This is a genomic window from Rhodococcus sp. IEGM 1305 (assembly GCF_030058635.1).
Lineage (GTDB): Bacteria > Actinomycetota > Actinomycetes > Mycobacteriales > Mycobacteriaceae > Rhodococcus_F > Rhodococcus_F opacus_D.
In genome coordinates, this window is sequence record NZ_JASHKX010000014.1 from 119,526 (window position 1) to 144,516 (window position 24,991).

The 24,991-nt window shown below is 70.7% G+C and carries 13 protein-coding genes; all 13 read left to right on the forward strand.

What is annotated here, in order from left to right; all coding sequences use genetic code 11:
- Positions 1-4 precede the first annotated feature (4 nt).
- On the forward strand, positions 5-1,369 hold the full coding sequence (locus QM693_RS20635) for an NtaA/DmoA family FMN-dependent monooxygenase (RefSeq protein WP_283353299.1): 1,365 nt from the start codon (positions 5-7) through the stop codon (positions 1,367-1,369).
- Positions 1,366-2,163 (forward strand): DUF1684 domain-containing protein, encoded by a 798-nt coding sequence (locus QM693_RS20640; RefSeq protein WP_283353300.1) that lies wholly within the window; start codon positions 1,366-1,368, stop codon positions 2,161-2,163. Before QM693_RS20635 ends, QM693_RS20640 begins: the two co-directional genes overlap by 4 nt.
- Positions 2,164-2,165: 2 nt before the next feature.
- Positions 2,166-3,080, forward strand: coding sequence for an LLM class flavin-dependent oxidoreductase (locus QM693_RS20645; RefSeq protein WP_283353301.1), 915 nt, complete (start codon positions 2,166-2,168; stop codon positions 3,078-3,080).
- Positions 3,077-4,219 (forward strand): LLM class flavin-dependent oxidoreductase, encoded by a 1,143-nt coding sequence (locus tag QM693_RS20650; protein WP_283353302.1) that lies wholly within the window; start codon positions 3,077-3,079, stop codon positions 4,217-4,219. Before QM693_RS20645 ends, QM693_RS20650 begins: the two co-directional genes overlap by 4 nt.
- Positions 4,220-4,263: 44 nt before the next feature.
- Positions 4,264-4,563: an acyl carrier protein gene (locus QM693_RS20655; protein WP_105415177.1), complete on the forward strand. Its 300-nt coding sequence runs from the start codon at positions 4,264-4,266 to the stop codon at positions 4,561-4,563.
- Complete coding sequence (locus tag QM693_RS20660) at positions 4,560-5,657, forward strand: acyl-CoA dehydrogenase family protein (protein ID WP_280779781.1); 1,098 nt, start codon at positions 4,560-4,562, stop codon at positions 5,655-5,657. The genes QM693_RS20655 and QM693_RS20660 overlap by 4 nt, the downstream gene beginning before the upstream one ends.
- Positions 5,654-6,664, forward strand: a complete 1,011-nt coding sequence (locus tag QM693_RS20665) for a beta-ketoacyl-[acyl-carrier-protein] synthase family protein (protein WP_283353303.1) — start codon at positions 5,654-5,656, stop codon at positions 6,662-6,664. Before QM693_RS20660 ends, QM693_RS20665 begins: the two co-directional genes overlap by 4 nt.
- A complete protein-coding gene (locus tag QM693_RS20670; RefSeq protein WP_349307512.1) occupies positions 6,661-7,713 on the forward strand; it encodes an HAD-IIIC family phosphatase in 1,053 nt (350 codons plus the stop codon). Before QM693_RS20665 ends, QM693_RS20670 begins: the two co-directional genes overlap by 4 nt.
- On the forward strand, positions 7,710-9,281 hold the full coding sequence (locus QM693_RS20675; protein ID WP_283353305.1) for an amino acid adenylation domain-containing protein: 1,572 nt from the start codon (positions 7,710-7,712) through the stop codon (positions 9,279-9,281). Before QM693_RS20670 ends, QM693_RS20675 begins: the two co-directional genes overlap by 4 nt.
- Positions 9,268-18,414, forward strand: a complete 9,147-nt coding sequence (locus QM693_RS20680) for a non-ribosomal peptide synthetase (protein WP_283353306.1) — start codon at positions 9,268-9,270, stop codon at positions 18,412-18,414. Before QM693_RS20675 ends, QM693_RS20680 begins: the two co-directional genes overlap by 14 nt.
- A 20-nt stretch (positions 18,415-18,434) precedes the next feature.
- Complete coding sequence (locus QM693_RS20685) at positions 18,435-22,865, forward strand: condensation domain-containing protein (RefSeq protein ID WP_283353307.1); 4,431 nt, start codon at positions 18,435-18,437, stop codon at positions 22,863-22,865.
- Positions 22,862-23,722 (forward strand): 3-hydroxyacyl-CoA dehydrogenase family protein, encoded by an 861-nt coding sequence (locus QM693_RS20690; protein ID WP_283353308.1) that lies wholly within the window; start codon positions 22,862-22,864, stop codon positions 23,720-23,722. Before QM693_RS20685 ends, QM693_RS20690 begins: the two co-directional genes overlap by 4 nt.
- Positions 23,709-24,991: condensation domain-containing protein (locus QM693_RS20695; RefSeq protein WP_283353309.1), on the forward strand; the 1,283-nt coding region annotated here is incomplete at its 3' end. The genes QM693_RS20690 and QM693_RS20695, both read left to right, overlap by 14 nt.

Below are 24,991 nucleotides of genomic sequence, written 5' to 3' on the forward strand. Positions count from 1 at the left end.
CATCATGAGCAACCAGCGCAAGCAGATTCATCTCGCCGCCCACTTTCCCGGCGTCAACAACACCACCGTGTGGAGCGACCCCGAATCGAAGAGCCAGATCGACTTCGACTCGTTCGTGCACCTCGCGGAGACCGCCGAACGCGGATTGTTCGACTTCTTCTTCCTCGCCGAGGGCCTGCGCCTGCGTGAGCACCGAGGACAGATCCACGACCTCGACGTGGTGGGCCGCCCCGACACGTTGACGGTGCTCGGCGCACTCGCCGGAGTCACCACGCATCTGGGCCTGGCGGGGACGATCAACACCACGTTCAACGAACCGTACGAGCTGGCACGGCAATTCGCCTCGCTCGACCATCTGTCCGACGGCCGGGCCGCCTGGAACATGGTGACGTCCTCGGACGCGTTCACGGGGGAGAACTTCCGGCGCGGGGGATACCTCGACAAGGCCGACCGGTACGTCCGCGCAGGCGAACTGATCGAGGGCGCCCGCAAGTTCTGGGACAGCTGGGATCAGGATGCGCTGCAGATCGACCGCGCCCGGGGAGTGTTCGCCGCGGACAACTCGATCCGCGACGTCACCCACTCCGGCTCCCAGTTCGACATCCGGGGACGGTTCACGATTCCCCGGAGCCCGCAGGGGCACCCGGTGCTGCTGCAGGCGGGCGACTCCGATCAGGGCCGCGAATTCGGGGCTGCGCAGGCGGACGCGATCTTCACGATCCACGGGTCGCTCGAGGACGGCCAGAAGTTCTACACGGACGTCAAGGGCAGGCTGGCGAAGTACGGGCGCAGCCACGGTGATCTCAAGGTGCTGCCGGCGGCGACGTTCGTGCTGGGCGACTCCGCGGCGGACGCGGCCGAGCGCGCCGATCACATCCGGCACCAGCAGGTGGGCCCGCAGACGGCGATCGCGTTCCTCGAACAGGTGTGGGGCCGCGACCTTTCCGCGTATGACCCGGACGGTCCGCTGCCGGATGTCGAACCGGCCGACGATACGAACATCACGCGCGGCCGGGTGCGGCACGCGAAGGACCCCCGCGAGATCGCTGCCGCGTGGCGGGCGAAGGCGGAAACCGAGAAACTCAGCATCCGGGAACTGATCATCGCGGTCACCACCCGCCAGCAGTTCGTCGGCACCGCCGCCCAGGTGGCCGAGGAGATCGACCGCTACGTGCAGGCGGATGCGTGCGACGGCTTCATCCTGGTACCGCACCTCACTCCGGCCGGGCTCGACGAGTTCGTCGAGAAGGTGGTCCCGGAGTTGCAGAACCGCGGCAGTTTCCGCTCCGAGTACTCGGGGACGACCCTGCGCAGTCATCTCGGACTGCGCCATCCGCATCACCAGACAGAAGGAGTTCGGGCATCATGACCGCAGTCACGGCAGGCGCGACATTCGAGCAGGACTGGCAGGACTGGCATTCGGGGCGAGAGGAGTCTTTCCGCGACCCGCTGGGATGGCTGAGTCTCACCGCCCTGCACTGGCTCGTCGAGACCGACACCACGTTCCCCGACCTGCCCGGGAAGTGGCGGGCCGACGCAGACGGCGTGGTGATCACGGCGACCGCCGACGCCGGGCTCGAGGTCGACGGCGACGCGGTCGACGGCACGGCGACCCTCGCACCTCTGGAGGGCGCACCCGGTCTGCTCGTGCGGCACGGGAGCCGCAACATCGAGGTGATCCGGAGAACCGGTGACGTCGCCCTGCGGATCCACGACCCCGAGGCGAGCACTCTCGCCGCGTTCACCGGCATCCCCACGTTCCCACCCGCGCGGCAGTGGTCCGTGCCGGCGACGTTCACCCCGTTCCCGCAGTCCCGCGTCGTGACGACGGGTGCGGTCGTCGAGGGGCTCGAGCACCACCACACGGCGCTGGGGACGCTGACCTTCGACTACGACGGCGCCGCACACGAACTCGTCGCGTTCGCAGGCAAGAACGGTGGCCTGCACGTTCTGTTCACCGACGCCACCAGCGGGGTCAGCACGTACCCCGCGGCGCGGTCACTGGCCGTGGACGCTCCCGCCGCCGACGGCCGGGTGATCCTCGATTTCAACCGGGCGGCCAACCTGCCGTGCGCGTTCACCGACTACGCCACCTGCCCGGTCGCGCCCGCCGAGAACCGGCTGACACTCGCGGTCGAGGCCGGCGAGAAGAACCCGCGGTAGGCATGGCCGAGAAGCAGGTCGTGCTCGGGGCGGCGGCACCCGCGGGCCGGACGGACTTCGCCGTCCTCGTGGATGCCGCCCGCACCGCGGAGCGGGGGAGATTCGACTTCTTCCTCGCCGACGGCGTCACCGCGGCGAACGCGCTGGCCGGGTTCACCGACACGGTGGGGCTCGCGGCGACGCTGGACACGACCTCTGCCGAACCGTACGACGTGGCCCGCCGGCTGGCCTCACTCGATCACCTGTCCGGCGGGCGGGCGGCGTGGAACACCTGGGCTTCCGGCGACGAGCGGGCCGCGGAGTTCGTCGACACCGCACGCACGCTGTGGGATTCCTGGGCCGAGGGGATCGTGACCATCGACCGCGGCGCGGGGCGATTCGTCTCGGATCCCACCGCAGGCGCGTTCTACCACCGGGGCAGGCACTTCGACATCGGTGGACGCTTCACCGTCCCGCGGAGCCCGCAAGCGCAACCGGTGGTGATCGTCTCGGGTGACGGCCCGCAGGCCCGGGATCTCGCCGCCCGGCACGGCGACGTGATCATCGCGCCGCTCGGCACGTTCGAGGCAGGGCGCGAGTTCTACGACGACCTTGCACGCCGCACGGTCGAGGCGGGCAGGCCCGCCGATGCGGTGAAGGTTCTGTCCGCCACGACGTTCGTGGGTACCGCCACGTCCGTCGCGGACCGGATCGTCCGCTGGGTCCGCGAGAACGCAGCGGACGGGTTCGTCCTCCCCTCCTCCCTCACCCCGGACGAACTCGCCCTGTTCGTCGACACGGTGGTGCCGTTGCTGCAGGACCGCGGCGTCCTGCGTACCGAATACACCACCGCCACGCTGCGGCGGCACCTCGGACTCGGTGCCCCGCGCAGCCATCGCGCTGTCAATCCCCGCTCTCTCCAGAAGGTGCCCTCATGACCACTCCGTTGTCCGTCCTCGACCTGTCGCCCGTCAGCGAAGGCGCCACCGCCCGCACCGCCCTGCGGAACACCGTCGACCTCGCCCGGCACGCCGAAGCGTGGGGATACAAGCGGTACTGGGTTGCCGAACACCACTTCGTGGGCGTCGCCAGTTCCTCGCCGGCCGTGCTCGTCGGGATCCTGGCCGCGGCAACCAGCACCCTCCGGGTCGGCGCCGCCGCGGTGCAGTTGGGCCACACCACCGCAGCGGCCGTGGTCGAGGCGTTCGGCACCGTCGACGCGCTGTACCCGGGTCGACTGGACCTCGGGCTCGGACGGTCGGGTCAGCGGCGGGCCGAGGCGCTGAAAGCGGTTGCGGAACGCAACAACCAGCCGGCGCCGTCCCGCCGGGAGACGGAGATCCGCGACGGCGTCGTGATCCCGGCGCCGTTCGATCCGTCCGGGCTCCTGCTGTCTCCGCGGCTCACGGCGGCGCAGTCGGTGCTGCAGCAGCCGGGCGCGCTGTCGCCGGCGTTCGACCAGCAGGTCGACGACATCCTGGCACTGCTCGGCGGCACGTACAGCACCCCGGACGGGATCGAACTCCACGCCAGCCCGGGCGAGGGCGCCGACGTCGAGGTGTGGGTGTTCGGCAGCAGCGCGGGGCCCAGCGCCGAACTGGCCGGCCGGCTGGGGCTGCCTTTCGGAGCGAACTACCACGTGAGCCCGTCGACGACCCTCGAGGCGGTCGAGGCCTACCGCGCCGCGTTCCGCCCGTCGTCGCAGCTGCAGAAGCCGTACGTCGTCGTCTCCGCCGACGCGGTCGTAGCGGAGGACGACGCGACGGCGAAGGAACTGGCGTCGACGTTCGCGCACTGGACGCACAGCATCCGCAGCGGCCACGGTGCGATCCCGTATCCCGACCCGGCGCACACGGCACCGCTCGGCGAGGCGGAACGCGCGGCGGTCGAGGACCGGCTGATCACCCAGTTCGTGGGGGCACCGGCCACCGTCGCGGACCGACTCGACAGTCTGCGAAGGCTCACCGACGCCGACGAACTGGTGATCACCAGCGTCACCCACGATCACGGCGACCGCTTGCGCTCCTACGAGTTGCTCGCAGCGGAGTGGGGACTGCCGGGCCTGCTGGCCGCCTGAGGGCACGATGATTGAACGCTGGTCCAAATGGGAATCCCACGCCCATGGACACAGCAAATACCCCTGTGCCCGAGTCCCATGACGAGCTGGTCGAGCAGCTACGGCAGTACCTGAGCTCGATCACGTCGACGGAACTCGGTCCCGACGACGACTACTTCACCCTGGGATTGGTGAGTTCGTTGCGGGCCCTGGAGATCGTCACGTACATCGAGGGCTCCCACGACGTCGTGGTCGAGGTGGAGGATCTCGATCTCGACAACTTCCGTACCGCAGCGCGGGTAGCGGGCTTCATTCGGAGAAAGCGGGGCGAGCAGCTTCGTGCGACGGACGGGGCGTCGCCGTGATCGGTATCGACACACTCGTCGCCTCCGCCGAGACCGACGCCGGCACCTGGGACGAGACCGGACTGCCGGTCGACGTCATCGAGGCCGCCGCGCGGGCGGGGGTCCTCGGGCTGGACCGGACGACGGACTGCCGGGGACTCGGCCTGAACGCGGCCGAACTCGGCTCGGTCGCAGAAAGACTCGGGGCGGTCTGCACGTCGTTGCGTTCGCTGCTGACCGTGCAGGGGATGGTGAACGCCGCCCTCGATCGGTGGGGCACCGCCGAACAGCGGGCACAGTGGGTGCCGGCCCTGGCGACCGGCGAACTCCTCGCCGGATTCGCCGCCACCGAATCCGGAGCCGGCAGCGACCTCTCCTCTGTGACTACCCGTTTCGAGGCGCACGGCTCGGATCACCGGATCTCCGGACGAAAACTGTGGGTCACGTTCGGCGAGGTCGCGGACGTACTGCTCGTCCTCGGCCGGTCGGAGGCCGGGCTGACGACCGCGCTGGTCGAAACGGACGCACCCGGAGTGTCCGTCGAACCGATCCACGGGCAGCTGGGCATGCGCGGTGCCCGGATCGCGCACATCGCGCTGGACGGCGTCGTCGTCCCCGCCGACCACCTGATCGCACCGCCGGGGTTCGGACTGTCCCACGTCGTCGGCACCGCCCTGGACCACGGCCGGTACACCATCGCCTGGGGGTGCGCCGGAATGACGCGCGGGTGCCTCGCCGACGCCGTCGCGCACGCGTCCACCCGGGTGCAGGGCAGCGCCGTGCTGTCCGAGCACGACTCGGTCCGCGCGATCCTCGGTCGCAGCTGGGTCGATGCCGCCGGCGCCCGCGCGCTGTGCGAGCGGGCCGCCGAACAACGCGACGCCCACGAGCCGAGCGCGCTGTTCACGACGATCGCCGCGAAGTACGCCGCGGCCCGCGTCGCCGCGTCGGTGAGCCAGCAGGCGGTTCAGGTGCTCGGGGCCGCCGGGTGCGTTCCCGGCAGCAGGGTGGGGCGCTTCTTCCGCGATGCCAAGGTCATGCAGATCATCGAGGGCGCGACGGAGGTCGCCGAACTCCAGATCGGTGACTACGTGCTCGGGGGAGGTGCGCCATGACGGCCGACCGACCGGTCACGGTCGACTCGGTCGCGCTCTGGTTCCCGGACGACGAGGTGACCGTTGCCGGACTGCCCGAGCTCGACGAATTGCCGATCGCGCAGCGCGAGCACGCATTGTCACTGGGCATCGACACGGTGCGGATCGGAATCGGGCTCTCCGAGGTGGATCTGGCGCACGCCGCGGCGGACGAGGCGCTCCGGAAGGCGGGCCTCGACGCCACCCAGATCGATGCGCTGTTGCTCGTCCAGGGCCGGGTTCCGCAATACCTGCTCGCGTCCGAGGCGACCCGGCTGCAGCACCGGCTCGGCGCGACCCAGGCGTTCACCACCGGTGTGGGGGACCTCGGGTGCGTGTCCGTCTCGGCGGCTTTCGCGCTCGCGTCGGCGTTGCTCCGCGGCGACCCCCGGTGCCAGAACGTCCTCGTCGTCGCGGCGGCGAAGACCCCGACCCGGTCGCGGTACCGGTCGCCGATGACGCTCCTGGGCGACGGCGCCGCCGCGGTCCTGCTGACGACGTCGGGGACCGGGCGGTACGAACTCGTCGACCAGATGATCCGCAGCGACGGAAAATACGCCGACCTGTTCCACATCGACTACCGCGACGTCCGCGAAGCAGACTGGGTCGAGGAATGCGCCGACGAACCCACGTACTCGTTCCGCCTCGCAGTCGAGAGCCGGAAGCGGTTCACGGAGATCAACGCGGACCTGCTGGCCCGGAACGGGCTGCAGCAGGACGCGATCGGCGTATTCCTCATGCAGAACCTGTCGCTCGGTGCGTTCACGTTCTGGCAGGAGGCACTCGACGTCACCATCGATCCCGTCTGCCGCGACAACCTGGCCCGGTTCGGCCACCTCGGATCCGTCGACGTCGCGGCGAACCTCGAGCGCGCGGCGTCCGCGCAGGTGCCCGGCGACTACTGCGTGATCATGAACAGCAGCCCGGTCGCGGCCTGGAGCAGCGCACTGCTCCGACGTCTGCCGGATCGACCCGGGCACGGGAAGTGATCGCGATGGAGCAGACGGTCAAGTGCGTGGTCTGGGATCTCGACGACACCATCTGGGACGGTGTCGTCCTCGAACAAGACGCCCCGGTGCCGAAGGCGGACGCCCTCCGCGCCCTGGACGTGCTCGACCGCCGCGGCATCCTGCACGCCGTGGCGAGCCGCGGCGAATACGAACCCGCCGCCGCACACCTGCGCATGCACGGCATCGAGGAACTGTTCTGCGCCGTCGACGTCGGCTGGGGCCCGAAGTCGGAGGCCGTGCGCCGCATCGCGGAGACACTGAATCTGGGTCTCGACACCATCGCGTTCGTCGACAACGATCCCGTCGAGCGGGCCGAGGTGTCCGAGGCGCTTCCGCCGGTGCGTTGCTATCCCGCCGAGCAGATCGCGTCGTTCCCCGACCTTCCCGAGCTGACGCCGCCCGCCGTCACCGAGGAGGCGAGGCAGCGGAGGTCGCTGTATCGCGCCGAACGGATCCGTCAGGTGAGCGAACAGGAGTTCCACGGGTCCAACTCCGAGTTCCTGGCGTCGCTCGAACTGGTCATGACGGTCCGCCGGGCGGCCGAGGACGATCTCGAACGCGCCCACGAACTGACCGTCCGGTCTCATCAACTCAACACGACGGGCCGGACTTTCGGCATCGACGAACTGCGCCGGCTGTGCGCCTCGGACGACCACGAGGTGCTCGTGGCGTCGCTCGGCGACCGATTCGGCGGGTACGGCACGATCGGTCTCGCGGTCTCGGAGATCCGCGGCGACGATTCCGTCCTGCAACTGCTGCTGATGTCGTGCCGGGTGATGTCCCGTGGGGTCGGGACGGCGCTGATCCGGCACGTCGTCGAGCGGGCACGCGTCCACGGCAGGCGTGCGCTCGCCGAGTTCGTGCCGACGGACGTCAACCGGGTGATGCTGGTGACGCTGCGATTCGCGGGTTTCGACGTCGTCGACCCGAACCCCGATCGGATGCTGCTGGTGTGCAATGACGTTCGCAGTGCTGCGGCACCGAACGCCGATCACGTCGTGGTCCTCTCGGAAGACGTGGCGCCATGACAGATGTGGTCGCGAACGGTGGGGTGATGACCGGGATCCTCCGCCAGTGCGCGCGGGTTCCCGGCCGGATCGCGATCGTGGTGGGCGACCGGGCGCTGACGTATCGCGAACTCGATTCGGCGAGCGAGGCACTGGCGCGGCAACTCGCCGCCCTCGGTGTCCGGCCGGGGCAGGTGGTGCTGATCCACCAGCGGCAGAGCGTCGAGACGGTGGTGGGGATGATCGCCGCGCTGCGGCTGGGTGCGGCGTGGTGCGTGATCGAGCCCGGACATCCGGTGGGTCAGCTCCGCGCACTCCTCGGCGACATCGACTGCGGTGCCATCGTCTTCGGGTCCGCGGATCCGAAGACGTCGCCGGCGTGGATCCGGGACCTGGCCCGCAGCGCGGTCGGACGTGTTCCCGCACTGCACGACCGGGACGCCGAGCACCGGCCCGTCGCCGAACCGGCCGATCTACCCGAACACGTGCCCGCGGGCACCGCCGCCTACGTGATCACCACGTCCGGGTCGACCGGCGTCCCCAAGGCTGTCGTCGCGAGCCGCGCCAACCTCGCCAGCATGGTCGACGGTCGCAACTACGACTACGACGACGGCGACCTCGTCACGTTCTCCGCGTTCCGCCTCACGTGGGACGGTTCCCTGCTGAAGACCCTGTGGGCGTTGTGCACCGGCGGCACCAGCGTGCTCCCGGACGCTCGCGAACTGATGGACGCCGAGGCCGTCGCCGCGCTCGCCCGGACATGGCAGACCACTCACCTGGTCGCGACCCCCTCGTTCTACCGGCTGCTGCTGCCGCATCTCACCCCGCTGCGCGAGCGTCTGCGATTGGTGACGCTTGCGGGAGAGGCCCTTCCGGGCACGCTCGTCGAACAACATCGTGCGGTGCTGCCCGGGGTCCCGCTGAGCAACGAGTACGGTCCCACCGAGACGACTGTCAGCTGCCTCGCTCATCCGGTGCGCGACGTGCCCGCCTCGATCGCGCCGATCGGCAGACCACTGGGCGCGAGCACGGCCTACGTCCTCGACGCGAAACTGGTCGAGGTGCCGTACGGAGCGGTGGGGGACCTGTACGTCGGCGGTCCGCAGATCTCCGAGGGCTACGCGTCCCGCCCGGCCGCCACCGCGGCCCGCTTCGTCGCCGACCCCTTCGCGGCGCGGCCCGGTGCGCGGATGTATCACACAGGCGACCTCGCACGCGTCGATCCGCACGGCGACATCGAATTCCGCGGCCGGTTCGACGGACAGGTGAAAGTGCGCGGCGCCCGGGTCGAGAGACACGCGGTGGAGGCCGTGCTGGAGAGTCACCCCGCGATCCACCAGGCGGTGGTTCTCGCGACCGCCGACGAACACGGGGAGACGGTGTTGACCGCGTTCTGGGTGCCCGCGGCCGCGGCCACCGTACTGCCCACACCACGCGACCTGATCGCGCACTGCGCCGCGCGGCTCGTCGCGCAGGCGGTGCCCGACCGCTTCCTCGCGCTCGGCGCCCTTCCGCTCGCACCGAGCAGCAAGGTGGACGAGGTGGCGTTGCGCCGGCTGCTGCCCAGCGGAGGTGGTGGCGTTGCGTGAGCACCATACCGAGGCCGCCGGCAGCGCCGAAGCACCGTTCCCGCTGTCGTCGGCCCAATACGAGGCGTGGCTGGCCCAGCAACTGGCCCCCGACGTGCCGCTGTGCATCGCCCAGTACGTGGAGGTGCACGGCGACCTGGACGTCGACCTCCTGCGCGAGGCGACCGTCGCGACCGCCGACGAATTCGGGTCGCCGTTTCTCCGGTTGATCGACCGGGACGGTCAGCCGTTCCAGCTGGTCGATCCGTCTGCGGACCGGTCGATCGGCCTGATGGACTTCCGCGGGGACGCCGAACCGGTGAAGGCCGCCCGTCGATGGATGCGCGCCGACTGCGAGACCCCGCTGGATCCGACGCGCGATCGCCTCGTCGAATCGTCGATTCTTCGCGTCGGCGACGCGCACTATCTGTGGTACAGCAAGATTCACCACGTCGCCCTGGACGGGTACGGTGCGATGACGATGCTCAACCGCATCGCGGCCCGGTACACCGCCGAGGTGCTCGACCGGGAATTGCCGCCCAACGAGGCCGTGGACCCCCGGCATCTGTACGACGCCGATCAGCAGTACCGGTCGTCGTCCCGCTTCGCCGCGGACCGGCAGTTCTGGGCCGAACGGGTCGGCGGCCTCGGACCCGGATCAAGCCTGGCCCGACGGACGGGGCCCGCGGTCGCCACGAGCACCGACGTCACCGCGCCCCTGCCGGACGCGGCGGAGCGGGCACTCGGCGACGCCGGCGCCCACGGGACCGCGAAGATCGTCGCCGCGTTCGCCTGCTACCTGTCGAGGACGACGGGACACCGGGACGTGCTCCTGAAGGTCCCGGTGTCGGCGCGCACCACCGCGACCCTGCGACGGTCCGGCGGAATGGTGGCGGGCGTCGTGCCGCTTCCCGTGCAGATCCGCCCCGGGGACACGGTGGGGCAGTTGGTGGAGCGGGTGCAACTCGACCTGATGGGCGTGCTGCGACACCAGCGTTTCGGGCTCGGCGACATCCGGCGCGACGCGGGCGCCGGTGCGGCGCAGTCGCTGTCGGGTCCGATGGTCAACGTCATGCTCTTCCACCAGGAACTCGTTCTGGGGCCGCTCGTCGGCGAATACCACATCGTCACGTCCGGGCCGGTCGAGGATCTGCTCGTCAACGTGTACCGGAGCGGCACACCGGTCCGGACCTTCGTCCACTTCCTGGCGAACCCCAACCGGTACGACGCCGACGAGGTCGGCGCGCATCACCGGCAATTCCTGGAACTGCTCGGCGACTTCGTCACGGCCGACGCGGACGCCGCGCTCACCACCGTCCACGAGGAGACGGCCCAGCTCGACTTCTGGACGCGCACACTGGCGGACGCGCCCCCGGTGCTGGACCTGCCCACCGACCGCCCGCGGCCCGCACGGCCGTCCCACCGCAGCGCCGCCGTCGACGTCGCCCTCGGCCCGGATCTGCGGCGCACGCTCGACGCGTTCGCCGCCGCACACCGCACGGACGCCGCCACCGTGACCCATGCGGTGCTGGCGCTGGTGCTGGCACGGTCGGCCCGAACCGACGACGTCGTCATCGGCAGGCGGACGGACACCGACCCGGTGGTGCTGCGGACCCACGTGCGCGGCTCGGATCGCGTCGACCAGTACGTCGGCACCGTGCGGGACGCCGACGCGGAGGCGTTCGCCCACCGCGGCGTGCCCGCCCGGCGCATCGTGGACGCGCTCGACCCGCCGCGGTCCGGGTCGCACGCACCGCTCTTCCAGGTGCTGCTCGAATTCTCGGACCCCGGAGGAGAACTCGGCGACCTCGATCTGCGCGTGACGGTGTCGGACACGACGGCCCGATTCTCCTACGCGACAGACCTGTTCGACGCCGCCACCGTGGAGGGAGTGGCTCGGCGGTTCGTGCGGACCGCCGAGGCCGCCGCCGCGGATCCGTCCGTCGTGATCGGCGACATCGACCTGGTCGAACCGGCCGAACGCGCTGTGCTGGAGGACTGGTCGACCCGTCCGGCCGATACCGCCGAGCAGACGACACTCGGTGAGCTGTTCGCCGCCCGGGCAGCGCGGACCCCCGACGCCACCGCGGTCGTGTCGGGTGGCGAGCGCCTGAGTTACGCCGACCTCGACGCCCGGTCGAATCGGCTTGCACGGAAACTGCTCTCGCAGCGAGTGGGCCCGGAGTTCTCGGTCGCGGTTGCGATGCCGCGCTCGGCGGCGCTCGTCGTCGCGCTCGTGGCGGTCGTCAAGGCCGGGGCCGCCTACGTCCCGATCGACGCGGATCATCCCGGTGAACGGTCGGCGCTCGTCCTCGACGACGCCGACCCGGTGTGCATTCTGGCCACCCGGGACACCGAACGCGCGCTGCCGGCGTCGGACGTCCCCGTCCTGCTCCTCGATTCGACGGACACGGATCCCGGCGGCATCTCCGCGGACCCGCTGACCGACGCGGAACGGCCACCGGTCGATCCGGACTCGTTGGCCTACGTCGTCTACACGTCGGGATCGACGGGACGTCCGAAGGGCGTCGCGGTGTCGCACCGCAACGTGGTCTCGCTCTTCACGAGCACCCAGGATCTGTTCCGGTTCGGGGACACCGACGTGTGGACGATGTTCCATTCCCCGGCATTCGACTTCTCGGTCTGGGAGTTGTGGGGCGCGCTGCTGCACGGCGGGACGCTCGTCGTCGTCGACTTCGACACCACCCGATCGCCCGCCGCGTTCCTCGCGCTGTTGCGCCGCGAGCGGGTGACGGTGCTGAGCCAGACGCCGACGGCGTTCTCGCAGTTGATCGAGGCCACCGATACGGAGGACGGCGCGAGCCCACCGCCGCTGCGCTACGTCGTGCTCGGCGGCGAGGCGCTCGACTTCGGGCAACTCGAACGCTGGTACTCCCGCCACGGCGAGGACGCACCCGTGCTGGTGAACATGTACGGCATCACCGAGACGACGGTGCACGTCACGCACCTCCCGCTCGGCCGCGGACTCGCCGCCACCGCGTGGACGAGCAAGGTGGGGCGGCCGATTCCGGGATTCCGGGTGTCGGTGCTGGACGCGCGGCTGCGTCCGGTGCCGGTCGGTGTGGCCGGCGAACTGTACGTGGCGGGACCGCAACTCGCGCGCGGCTACCTGGGCCGCGCCGGGCTCACGGCGGCCCGCTTCGTCGCGGATGCGTCGGGCGCCCGGATGTACCGGACCGGGGACGTCGTGCGGTGGCGACGCGATGGGAGTCTCGACTACCTCGGACGCGACGACCTGCAGGTCGAGATCCGCGGATTCCGGGTGGAACTCGGCGAAATCGAATGGGTGCTGGGCCGGTGCGACGGGGTCGCGCAGGCGGTGGTGACCCTGCACGAGGATCCGGTGACCGGCCCGGCACCGGCGGCGTACGTCGTGCCCGACGCGGGTGCGATCGTCGACACGGAGGCCGTGCTGGAATTCGCGGGAGGCGCGCTGCCGTCGTACATGGTCCCGGCGTCGGTGACGATCCTCGAACGGCTGCCGCTCACCGTCAACGGGAAATTGGACCGGGCGGCGCTTCCGGCGCCCGTCGCAGCTTCTCGCGCGGAATTCGTGGCACCGGGCACTCCCGTCGAAGCGTCGCTCGCGGTCATCTTCGCCGCGCTGCTCGGCGTGCCCGCGGTCGGGATCGACGACGACTTCTTCGCGCTCGGCGGCAACTCGCTGATCGCGGCGAAGGTCGTGGCGCGGATTCAGGGTGTGCTCGGTGCGGGTGTGGGAGTGCGCGACGTCTTCGAGGCGCGGACGGTGCGGTCGCTGGCGGCTCGGGTGAGCCGGGCGGCCTCGGCGGACCGGCCGCCGCTGGTGGCGACGGACCGGTCCGCGGCGGCGCCGGTGTCGCTCGCGCAGACGCGGATGTGGTTCCTCGACCAGTTCGACACGACCTCGCCCGCCTACAACATCGCGGCGGCCTTCCGGTTGCGCGGCCCTCTCGACGTCGCGGCGCTGCACGCGGCGCTGACGGACGTCGTGGACCGGCACGAGGCGTTGCGAACGGTCTTCCCGATGCGGGGGGACACGCCGGTGCAGTCGGTGATCCCGGCGTCGGCCGCGGTGCCCGCCCTCCGCGCGGTCAGGGTGTCGGGGGAGAGCGACCTGCGGGACCGGCTCGCGGCGGCGCTGTCCGCGGGCTTCGAGGTGACCGCGCAGGTTCCGTTGCGGGCGCACCTGTTCGAGGTCGGTCCGCATGATCACGCGCTGGCCCTGGTGGTCCATCACATCGCGGCGGACGCGCTGTCGCTGGGCCCGCTGGCCCGCGACATCACCTCCGCGTACACCGCCCGGGCGCGGGGGGACGCGCCGGACTGGGTGCCGCTTCCGGTGCAGTACGCCGACTACAGCATCTGGCAGCGGGCGCTGCTCGGATCGGAGGACGATCCCGGATCCCTGATGTCCCGCCAGCTCGGGTACTGGCATTCCGCGCTCGCCGACGCGCCGGTGGTGACGGACCTGCCGATGGACCGCGCACGTCCCGAACACCGGTCGCTCGCCGGCGCGCGGGAGTCGTTCGAGATCGGGGACCGCCTGCACCGGAAGGTGGTGGCCCTTGCCCGCGAACACGATGCGACCGTGTTCATGGTCACGCACGCCGCGTTCGCGGTCCTGGTGTCCCGCTTGGGAAGCACCACCGATGTGGTGATCGGATCCGCGGTGGCGGGCCGCGGCGAGGCCGTCCTCGACGACGTGGTGGGGATGTTCGTCAACACCCTGGCACTGCGCACCCCCGTCCACGGCGCCGACTCGTTCACCGCGCTGCTCGCCGCCGTGCGGGACTGCGATCTGGAGGCGTTCGCGCACGCGGAGGTGCCGTTCGAGCGGGTGGTCGAGGCGCTCGCTCTGCCGCGCACCACGGCCCACGCGCCGTTGTTCCAGGTCCTGTTCGAATTCCAGGACGTCGTGCGGCCCACTCCGAGCCTTCCGGAACTGGACGTGGAGGAGATCGACCTCGGTGTCTCCGTCTCCACGTTCGACCTGCAGCTCACCCTGGCCGAACGATTCGGGGAGGGCGGGGAACCCGCCGGAATCAGCGCCGGATTCACCTATGCCACCGACATCTTCGACGCCGCGACCGTCCGCAAGTTCGCCGAACGATACGTGCGGCTCCTCGACGCGGTGGTCGCCGACCCGGACATTCCACTGGCCCGATTCGATCTGCTGTCGCCCGGCGAACGCGAGGCCCTCGTCCCGGTGCGCGGGCGGCCCACCGGCACGACCCGGCTGCTGCCGGAGATCCTCTCCGCCGCGGCCGCCCGGGACCCGCACGCCGTCGCGCTGTCCTACGGCAACGCGGTCATGTCGTATCGCGAGCTCGACGACTGGTCGAACCGCCTGGCCTGGGTGTTGATCCGCCGCGGAATCGGACCGGAGGACCACGTGGCGATCGGGCTCGTCCGGTCGGTGGAACTGGTGGTGTCGGTGTGGGCGGTGGCGAAGTCGGGTGCGTCGTTCGTCCCGGTGGATCCGAATCTGCCGCCGGGGAGGATCGCCGACATCCTCGCCGACTGCGGGGCGGTGGCGGGACTCACGGTCGCCGAACAGCGCGACCGGATGCCCGACGGTGTGGAGTGGCTGCTCCTCGACTATCCGGGTCCGACGCGGCGATGGGAATCCCATCCGATCACCGACGACGACCGGGTCGTACCGCTGCGACCGGGCCATCCGGCGTATCTGATGTACACATCCGGGTCGACGGGGGCACCGAAGGGCGTCGTGATCCCCCATGCGGGGCTGCAGAACTTCACGATCGATCAGCGCGCCCGGTACGCGACGACGAATGCCTCGCGCGTCCTGAATCTCGCGTCACCCGGGTTCGACGCGACGATGCTCGAATACCTCATGGCGTTCGGTGCCGGTGCGCGACTGGTCATCGCGGCGCCGCACGTGTACGGCGGCGCCGCACTGACGGAACTGCTCGCGGCCGAGCGGATCACGCACGCGTTCGCCACCCCCGCGGTCCTGGCCACCATCGACCCGCGGGGTCTGCGCCTGCTCCGCGCGCTCGTCGTCGGCGGCGAACGCTGCCCGCCGGAGTTGCTGGCCCGCTGGGCGTCCGGGCGCACCCTGCTCGTCGGCTACGGCCCGACGGAGACGACGGTGATGTCGAACATCGGCGACCCGATGACACCCGGCGACCCCGTGCGGATCGGTCACCCGATGCGCGGTGTCCGCGAACTCGTCCTCGACGAGTGGCTGCGTCCGGTGCCGGTCGGTGTGGTGGGTGAGCTGTACGTGCTGGGGGAGGGTCTGGCGCGCGGCTACCACCGGCGGGCAGGAACCACCGCGGCCTCGTTCGTGGCGAACCCGTTCGACCACCCGGGCTCACGCATGTATCGCACCGGCGACCTGATGCGGTGGACGAAGGAAGGCCGGCTGGAATATTGGGGCCGCAACGATTTCCAGGTCAAGTTGCGTGGCCAGCGGGTCGAACCGGGGGAGGTGGAGGCGGCGCTCACCCGCTGCCCCGGTGTCGCGCAGGCGGTGGTCGTGGTGCGCCGCACGCCCGCGGCCGAGGCGGTCCTCGCCGGATACGTCACCGCGGAGGACGGCGCGGACCTCGACACGACCGAGGTGCTGCAGTTCGCCGGATCCGTGCTCGCACCGTTCATGGTGCCGGCCTCGGTGACGGTCCTCGACCGGCTGCCGCTCGGGGCCAACGGCAAGGTCGACCGGCACGCACTGCCGGACCCCGAATTCGCGCCCCGCATCTTCCGTGCACCCGGCACACCGTTCGAGTCCGCGGTGGCCGACGTGTTCGCCGAGGTTCTCGGCACCGGCGTCGTCGGAGCAGACGACGACTTCTTCGCGTCCGGAGGCAACTCCCTGACCGCGACGCAGGTGGTCGCGCGGATCAACTCCGCGCTCGGCACGGACGTCGGTGTGCGGGACGTGTTCGAGACCCCGACCGTGCGGGCGCTCGCGGGACGGATCGCGCGCGAGAGCGCGGGCGGCGACGCCCGGCCCGCGGTGACGGTGCCCCGGCGCCCCGACCCGGTGCCGCTGTCCTGGGCGCAGCACCGGATGTGGCTCCTCAATCAGTTCGACCCGTCCTCGCCCGCGTACAACGTCGCGATGATCGTCAGGCTGTCGGGTGACCTCGACGTCGACGCACTGACCGCCGCCCTCGCCGACGTGGTGGACCGGCACGAATCGCTGCGCACCCGGTACCCGTACGGCGAATCGGGACCCACCCAGGTGATCGTCGGTGCGGGCCACGTCGCGCAGCTCACCGTGTCGACGTCCGACGATCCGGTACGCGAACAGATCTCGGCACTCGTGTCCGCGGGTTTCGACGTCGCCACCGAAGTCCCGATGCGGGCAAGGCTGTTCGAACTCGGCGACCGGGAGCACGTCCTCGTCGTCGTGGTGCACCACATCGCGGCCGACGGGTTCTCGATGGTTCCGCTCGCCCGCGACGTGATGACGGCCTACACCGCGCGGTCCGAGGGCTGTGCGCCGGGATGGGAGCCGCTGCCGGTGCAGTACCCCGACTACGCCGTGTGGCAGCGAGAACTCCTCGGTTCGGAGGACGACGCCGACTCCCTGCTCTCGCGGCAACTGGACTACTGGCGATCCGCTCTCGCCGATGCGCCGGCCGTGACCGACCTGCCCACGGACCGTGACCGCCCGCCGCGGCGCTCTGCCGCCGGCGACCGGGTGACGTTCGGGATCGGCGCCGACCTGCACCGGGACACGGTGGCGTTGGCGCGGACCCGGCGGTGCACCGTGTTCATGGTCGTGCACGCGGCGCTCGCCGTGTTACTCGCACGGTCGGGCGGTACCGGCGACGTGGTGATCGGGTCGCCGGTCGCCGGCCGCGGCGAGGCCGTCCTCGACGACGTGGTGGGAATGTTCGTCAACACCCTCGTGCTGCGCACCGACGTGTCGGGGACCTTCGACGAACTGCTCACCCGGGTCCGCGAGACCGACCTCGCGGCCTACGCCCACGCGGACGTGCCGTTCGAGCGGGTGGTGGAAGCGCTGAACCCGCCTCGCTCCCAGTCGCATTCACCCCTGTTCCAGGTGTTGCTCGAGTTCCGGAACACCGAACACCCCGACCTCGCCCTCCCGCACCTGGAGGCCGAAGTCCTCGAACCCGACGTGGAGGTGTCGCTCTTCGACCTGCAGCTGACGGTGCGGGAGAAGTACGACGAGTGCGGAACACCGGAAGGGATGACCGCGGGATTCACCTACGCCACCGACCTCTTCGATGCGGCGACCGTGCAGGCCCTGGCCGATCGGTTCACCAGGATCCTCACCGCAGTCGTCGCGGATCCGAGTGTCGCCGTCGGAGACGTCGACGTGCTGGCCCCGGACGAACTCACCCGGATTCGCGAGTGGAGTGCGGCGGCCGAGACCGTCGTGCTCGATCCCCGGTTGCAGCTCACCCCCGAAGGCGTGACCGGTGCGGTGTACGTGGCCGATACGCGGGACCACCACGCCTCGGCGCGGGTGGCGGCCACGACGTTCGTGGCGAATCCGTTCGGCGCCCCGGGCTCCCGGATGGTCCGGACGGGCGCACTCGCGCGGTGGAACTGGTCCGGACGACTGCTGAGCGTCGGCGCCACCGGATCTCCGGCACGGTCGGTCACCGACGTCGTGGAGAGTCACCCGGCGGTCCGCGAAGCGGTGGTCCTCACAACCGCGACCGGTGTCACCGCCTTCTGGGTCCCGGCGGCCGCGGCGGCCGTGCTCCCGATGGCCGAAGACCTGCGGGAGTTCAGCGCCGGACGGCTCGACGCCCGATCGGTCCCCACGCGGTTCGTCGCACTCGGCGCGGTCCCGCGAACGCCGGACGGCGAGGTGGACGAGAACGCGCTGCGCACGCTCGTCTCCGAGACGGAGCCTGCGCGCGGCGAGTCGCGGCAACGCTGGACCGCGCTGCAACGGTCGGTCGCCGAACACTGGGCGGCCGTGCTGGGCCACGACGACTTCGGTTCCGAAGACGGGTTCTTCGACGTCGGCGGCAACTCGCATCGCGTCGTGGAACTGCAGCGTCGTCTCGACGAACAGTGGCCCGGGGCTCTGCGGGTGGGCCAGCTGTTCGACCTCGTCACCGTGGCGGCGCAGGCCGAGGCGATTGCGCAGTCCACCGACACGAGCGAGGCGTCCGCGCCCGCCACCTACGAGTTCTGACCAGCAGGGAGGAGACAACCGTGAGCGTGCGACATCCCACACCGGGTGACGACGACATCGCCGTGGTCGGCATCGCCGCGCGCTACCCCGAGGCCGCGAACCTGGCGGAGTTCCGTGCCAATCTCGCGGCGGGCCGGGACTCGGTGCGCCCGCTGTCGCGGTCACGGGCAAAGGCGACCGGGCTGGGACCTCCCTCCCACTACCACGCGATGGGTTTCGTCGAGGACATCTCCACGTTCGACTACACCTTCTTCACCCTGTCGAAACGGGAAGCGTCGCTGATCGACCCGCAGCAGCGTCTCGCACTGGTCCTCGCGTATCAGGCGGTCGAGGACGCCGGTTATTCGGTGGCCGAGTTCCGCGACAGCGCGACGGCGGTGGTGTTCAGCGCCGCCACCTCGACGTATCCGGCGATGTGGGCGGAACCGGGCGTGCTGAGCACACTGGGCAACGTTCCGTTCGCCGTGCCGGCCCGGATCGCGTACCAGCTCGGCCTCACCGGACCCTGCTACGCCGTCGATTCGGGGTGCAACGGGTCGCTGATCGCGGTGCACCACGCCTGCCGGGAGCTGCGGTCGGGTGACGCCGATTTCGCCCTCGCGGGTGGAGTCAGTCTGCGCGTGAACGGCCTCCGCGCGGACATGGCCGAGGGATCCGCGGAACTGATGTCACCCGGCGGGCGCTGCCGCGCGTTCGACGCGAACGCGGACGGCACCGCGGTCGGGGAGGGTGGGGCGGCGCTTCTCCTCACCACGATGGCCCGCGCCCGTGCGGATCGCGTCCCGGTCCACGCCGTGATCCGTGGCACCGCAACGGTGTCCAGCGGTCATTCGTCCGCAACCATCAGCTCCCCGAGCGCGCGGGCGCAGGTGGCCGTCATCTCCCGGGCCTGGCAGAAGGCGGGTCTCACCCCGGACGATGCCGGGTACCTCGAGGCCCACGGATCGGGAACTCCACTGGGCGACGCGGTCGAACTCGAAGGGATCACGACCGCGTTCCGGGACCGTTCCGGCGTCCTGCCGATCGGTTCGGTGAAGACCAACATCGGTCACCTCGACCACGCCGCCGGGGTGTCCGGCCTCGTGAAGGCGATCCTGAGTGTCGAGCTCGGCGAGTTGTACCCGTCGCTGCACTTCGACCGACCCACCGGCGGAGTCGACCTCGCGGGCAACGGAATCGAGGTGGTCACCGAGGCCCGGACGTGGAGCGACGAGACCGGACCTCGGCGGGCCGGGGTGAGTTCGTTCAGCCTCGGCGGCATCAACGCACACTGCGTGGTGGAACAGCCGCCGGAGCGCGCCGCCGGATCCCGCGCGGGCACGACGGCTCGGCTGGTCGGGGTGTCGGCGAAGAGCGTGGGCGCCCTCGCGACGCTGTGCGCCGAACTGGCGACGGCCGTGCGCGGGCACGACCTCGACGATGTGGTGTTCACCCTCAATCGCGGTCGCCCGCACCACGACCACCGGGTGGCGGTGCACGCACGCAGCATTGCCGAACTCTCGCAGTCGCTCGCTGCGCGCGCCGCCGAACTGGGTGCCCGCGGCGAGGACTCCGCACCGCCCACCCGGCAACGCCCCGCCGTGGCGTTGCTGCTGTCACCCGACCGGATGCCACCCGCACTGCGCGGCCGCAGCCTGCCGTCGGAGCTTCCCGCCACCGGCGACGAGGCGGACCTCCTCGCCGGCCAGATCGCCGTCCACCGGGACCTCCGCGCCGCCGGGGTCACCGTCGACGCCGTCCTCAGCGGTGGCGTGTCCCGGTACGCGGCCCGGTATGTGCGGGACACACTGTCGGCGGTGGAGGCCGCCGACATCGCCGCCGCGGCCGCGGACCCCTCGATCGACACGGACCGGCTCGTCGCCGTCGCGAAGGGCATGCTCGCGGACGGACCCGTCGTCTTCGTGGAGCCGAGCCCGGAGGGACGCCTCGGGGCACTGCTCGCCGATGCCCTCCGCGACACCCCGGACGCCGACATACTCCGCGCGCCGGACACGTCCGACGCGGTCACACACCTCCTCGCCGGGCTGTACGAGCGCGGAATCGACCTCGACTGGGCAGCCGTCGACCGCGGTGACGACTCCGCCTGGCGAGTGCGACTACCCGGACACCCACTGCGCGGTTCGCGGTGCTGGTTCGACCTCCCGGGTCGACCCGACTGGGCCGACGCCCCGGACAATCCGTCGGCGGAACCGAGCCCGCAATCGGCGACGGCCGCGCCGGAAGACAGCCTCGACTGGTTGCAGACGACACTGCGCGAGTTGCTTCACAGCGAAAGGGACGTCGGCGCCGACGACGACTATTTCGACCTCGGTGGAAACTCGCTCATCGGCATGCAACTCGTCGACCGGGTGTCGGACCGATACGGGGTCCGGCCCAAACTCATCGACCTCTACGAACGGCCGAAGGTCGCGGACTTCGCCGCACTCCTCGCGGCCGGCACGTCCGCGTCCGGTGGGCTGCCCCCGATCGTGCCGCGGGGGCGGCACGTGATGTCGTTCGGTCAGGTACGCATGTGGTTCCATCACCAACTCGACGCCGCGACGACCATCTACAACCTGCCGATGGTCAGCGAATTGCACGGTCCGATCGACGAATCCGCCGTCCGGGGCATGTGGGACGATCTCGCCGCACGGCATCGGGTGCTGCTGTCCAACTACGTCGAGGTGGACGGGGAGCCGGAACTGCGGATCCGCGAATCCCTCGGCGACTTCTTCCGCACCGCCGACGTGTCGGGCGAACCGGATCCGGAGGCCGCGGCCCGGGCACTCGTACACGAGGTCGCGGTGGCGCCGTTCGACCTGGCCGCCGACCCGCTGGTGCGGGCACTGCTCATCAGGATCGGCCCCGACGAGCACGTCCTGCAGGTCACCACCCACCATTCCGTCAACGACGGGGGTTCGCCGCGGATCTTCGAGCAGGAACTGCCCGCCCTGTACGCGGCACGCCGAGCCGGTCGCCGCGCCGATCTCGCCCCGCTCCCCATCGAGTACTGGGATTACGCCCTGTGGCAGCGGGAACTGATCGCGAGCGCCGCGCTCGACTCCGAACTCGAATACTGGAGAACCGTCCTGGAGGACGTTCCGCTGCTCCGGCTGCCCACCGACTTCCCGCGCCCGGAGCGGAAGAACTTCACCGGCGCGTTCCACACGTTCACCGTCTCCGAGGACCTGACACGGAGGCTGCGGGCCGTGGCGCGGAGGGAGTCCGTGTCGCTGTTCGTGGTACTGCTCTCCACGTTCTACCTCGTCATGGCGAGCCGCAGCCGCCAGCGCGACCTCGTGGTCGGGACACCCACGACCGGACGCAACCGGCCGGAACTGTCCGGCATGATCGGGTACTTCAACAGCACGGTGGCGCTGCGCGCCGACCTGTCCGGGGACCCGACAGTCGCGGAGTTGTGCGCACGCGTGCGTGATGTGGTGCTCGGTGCCCTCGAACACCAGGAGATCCCGTTCGACCGCGTCGTCACCGCACTCACCGGCGACCGGGACCTGAGCCGGACACCCCTGTTCGACGTCTGCCACGTCCACCAGGAACTGCCGGCGCTGCAGTCGCAGCAAGGACTCACCGAGACGCTGTTCGACCAGGAGGATCCCGCGGCCATCGCGTTCGGCGGGGTGCCGTCCGGCACGGCCAAGTTCGATCTCACCCTCGTCACCACGGAGCGGGGCGGCGAGGACGGCATGGCGGCCGGGCTCGAGTTCAGCACGGAATTGTTCACCGAGCAGACTGCCGCCGCGTTGTGCGCCGAGTACGTTCGCATCCTCGACGGTGTCGCGGATTCTCCGCGTACACAACCCATTTCCGTGTTCCTGGCCGACGCGGCGCCGGCGCCGGCGCCGCGATTGGTGGCACCGCCCCTGGTCCCGGCGGATCGGCCGCGGCAGCCCTCGAACGGTGCGGAACCGCTGCGCTATTCGACCGCACGGGTCACGGCGACGCTCGACGGTCAGCCGGGCCACCCGGAACTGCTCGCCGCCTGGCTCACGCTCCTCGCCTGGTACACGGCGCAGGACGAGGTGGCGGTGGGCACGGCCGCAGGGCCGGAGGCATCCCCGCGGATCGTGGCCGTGGACCTGTCCGGCGACCCCACCTACCCGGAACTGGTGGAGACCGTACGCCGGGAGCTGTCTTCGGACAGTCGCGCGGCCGACACGGCGGCGCAGCACTTCCCGGTGCGCTACGACGGGGAGCGCGACGACAATCCCGAGCGGGCAGACCTGTCACCCGTCGAACTCGGGCTGTCGTGGACCCGCGGCCCCACAGCACTGACCCTCGAACTCGACTACGCCACCGACCTCTTCGACCGGACCACGGCCACCGCGATGCTCACCGACCTCCGGCGGCTGCTGACCGGACTCGTGGCTCATCCCGACCTGCCCACCCAGGAGGTGGCGATGGAGTACGTGCACCAGGACGACACCGGCTTCACCACGGAGGCAGTGCGATGACCGCTGGCAGCGCGATGAGCGTCGGTGTGGTGGGGGCGGGAACCATGGGCGCAGGGGTCGCCGAATGTCTCGCGCAGGCCGGCCACGACGTGATCGTCGTCGACCCCGACCCGCAGGCTGTCGACCAGGCCCGGTCGCGGATGCGCGACTCGCTGCGGCTGGCGATACTCCTCGGCCGGGCCGGTGGTCCGAAACCCGCCGAGGTCACCGCGCGGGTGCACTGGACCGGGGAGATGACCGATCTGCGGGACGCTGCCGTCGTCATCGAATGCGTTCCCGAGCGTATCGACCTCAAGGAGAAGGTCTTCGCCGAACTGGACCGTGTGTGTGCACCCGACGCACTACTCGCGTCGTGCACCTCCGGCATCCCCGTCGACCGTCTCGCGGACAGTACGACGAGACCGGAACAGGTTGTCGGATTGCACTTCATGAATCCCGCTCCGCTCAAGGACACCGTCGAGGTGGTGCGGGGGCCGCGGACGTCGCCGCAGTCGCTGGACCGTGCGTTGGCGCTTCTCGCCTCCCTGAACAAGACCGGCATCCTTGTCGGCGACGGACCCGGATTCCTGCTCAACCGTGTCCTCATGCTGTGTATCGCCGAGGCGGCAGCCGCGCTCGGCGACGGTATCGCCGACGCGGAGACCACCGATGCGTTGTTCGAAGGCTGCCTCGGCCATCCGATGGGACCACTGCGGACCGCGGATCTGATCGGCCTGGACAACGTCCACGACACGATGACCGCGCTGCGCGAATTGACCGGTGACGACCACTACCGCCCGCCCGAGTCGCTCGTCGCCCTGGTCGAGGCCGGTCATCTCGGGCGTAAGACCGGGCGAGGATTCCATGAGTACCGGTGAGGTGCTGCCCCTCACCTACGACCAACTCGCGGTGCTCCGTGCCGGGGCACACGACGCCTCCTTCGGTCAGTATCTCGAACTCGACGGGCCGCTCGACGAAGACCGACTCTGCCGGGCACTGCAGAAGACGTTGGCCGAATGCACCGGCCTGCACAGTACTTTCGTGCTCGACGGCCCGGAACCCGGCCAGGTCACCGGCGCCGCGGTGACCGGCCCGGACGTCCTCGACGCCGCCGGGTCCGACGATCCCGGCCGACTCGTGACGACGTGGATCGATCACGAGCTGAACCGGCCCATGGACCCCGGCACCGGACCGCTGTACGTGCACGTCCTGTTCCGGCTGCCGCACGGCGGATACGGGTGGTTCCAGCGTTACCACCGGCTGGTGAACGACGAACCGGGCATGACGGCGATCGTCCGCCGCGCCGCCGAGGCCTACGAGACGGGGGACGCCGCTCCCACCTCGCCGCCCGAGTCCCGGCCGTTCGTGTCGCCCTCCGTCCCGCTGACCGCGGATGCGCGATACCGCGAGAGCGCCGCGTGGGCGGACGACCGCCGCTACTGGGAGCACCTGCTCGCCGGAGCGCCGCGACACGAGACCCCGCCCGGACCGATCGCCGAAGGGGAGAAACTCGGCTCGTTCACCATTCCCGCCGACGGCGCGCTCGTGCGGCTCGCACGCCGCAGCGGTGGTGGTCCCGACGCCGTTCTGCTCGCCGCGCTGGCGGTGTACTGGCACAGCCGCACCGCCGTCGAAGATATGCTGGTCGGGCATCGGTCGCACGGGTCCACCACACCCGTGAGGCTTTCCCTCGCACCGCAACTCACGTTCGACGCGCTGACACGGCACGTGGGTCTGCAACTGCGAAGATCCCGACGGCACCGGTACCTCGTTTCCGAAGATGGTGCGGCGGACTCCTGGCCGGTGGCGGGCGGCATGCGGGAACCGCTCGGCGTCGAGCGCATCGGTGAGGGTGCTGTCGCCGTCGTGAAGCGATGGGACTCCGGCGGCGACGGGATGGTCGTGGAGGTCGACGACCGCGACGGGTCCTGGACCGTCGACGTGCACGGTCCCGGCGACGCGCAACGTGTCGCCCACATTCTCGCCGCCGCGATCGGGGCACCGGATGCGCCGCTCGCCGGGCTGGATGTGTTGGGTTCGGGTGAGCGGGGTGTGTTGGTGCCGGTGCGGGGTGGGGTGGGTGTGGGGGTGTGGTTGTTGCCGGAGATTTTGGCGGGGGGTGTGGGGTTGGGTGGGGGTGGGGTGGC

Bases quoted from the DNA above. Each gene is read 5' to 3' on its own strand.
- QM693_RS20665 (WP_283353303.1), top strand. From the start codon at position 5,654: ATGACGGCCGACCGACCGGTCACGGTCGACTCGGTCGCGCTCTGGTTC.
- QM693_RS20675 (WP_283353305.1), top strand. From the start codon at position 7,710: ATGACAGATGTGGTCGCGAACGGTGGGGTGATGACCGGGATCCTCCGC.
- QM693_RS20655 (WP_105415177.1), top strand. From the start codon at position 4,264: ATGGACACAGCAAATACCCCTGTGCCCGAGTCCCATGACGAGCTGGTC.
- QM693_RS20650 (WP_283353302.1), top strand. From the start codon at position 3,077: ATGACCACTCCGTTGTCCGTCCTCGACCTGTCGCCCGTCAGCGAAGGC.
- QM693_RS20640 (WP_283353300.1), top strand. From the start codon at position 1,366: ATGACCGCAGTCACGGCAGGCGCGACATTCGAGCAGGACTGGCAGGAC.
- QM693_RS20690 (WP_283353308.1), top strand. From the start codon at position 22,862: ATGACCGCTGGCAGCGCGATGAGCGTCGGTGTGGTGGGGGCGGGAACC.
- QM693_RS20635 (WP_283353299.1), top strand. From the start codon at position 5: ATGAGCAACCAGCGCAAGCAGATTCATCTCGCCGCCCACTTTCCCGGC.
- QM693_RS20645 (WP_283353301.1), top strand. From the start codon at position 2,166: ATGGCCGAGAAGCAGGTCGTGCTCGGGGCGGCGGCACCCGCGGGCCGG.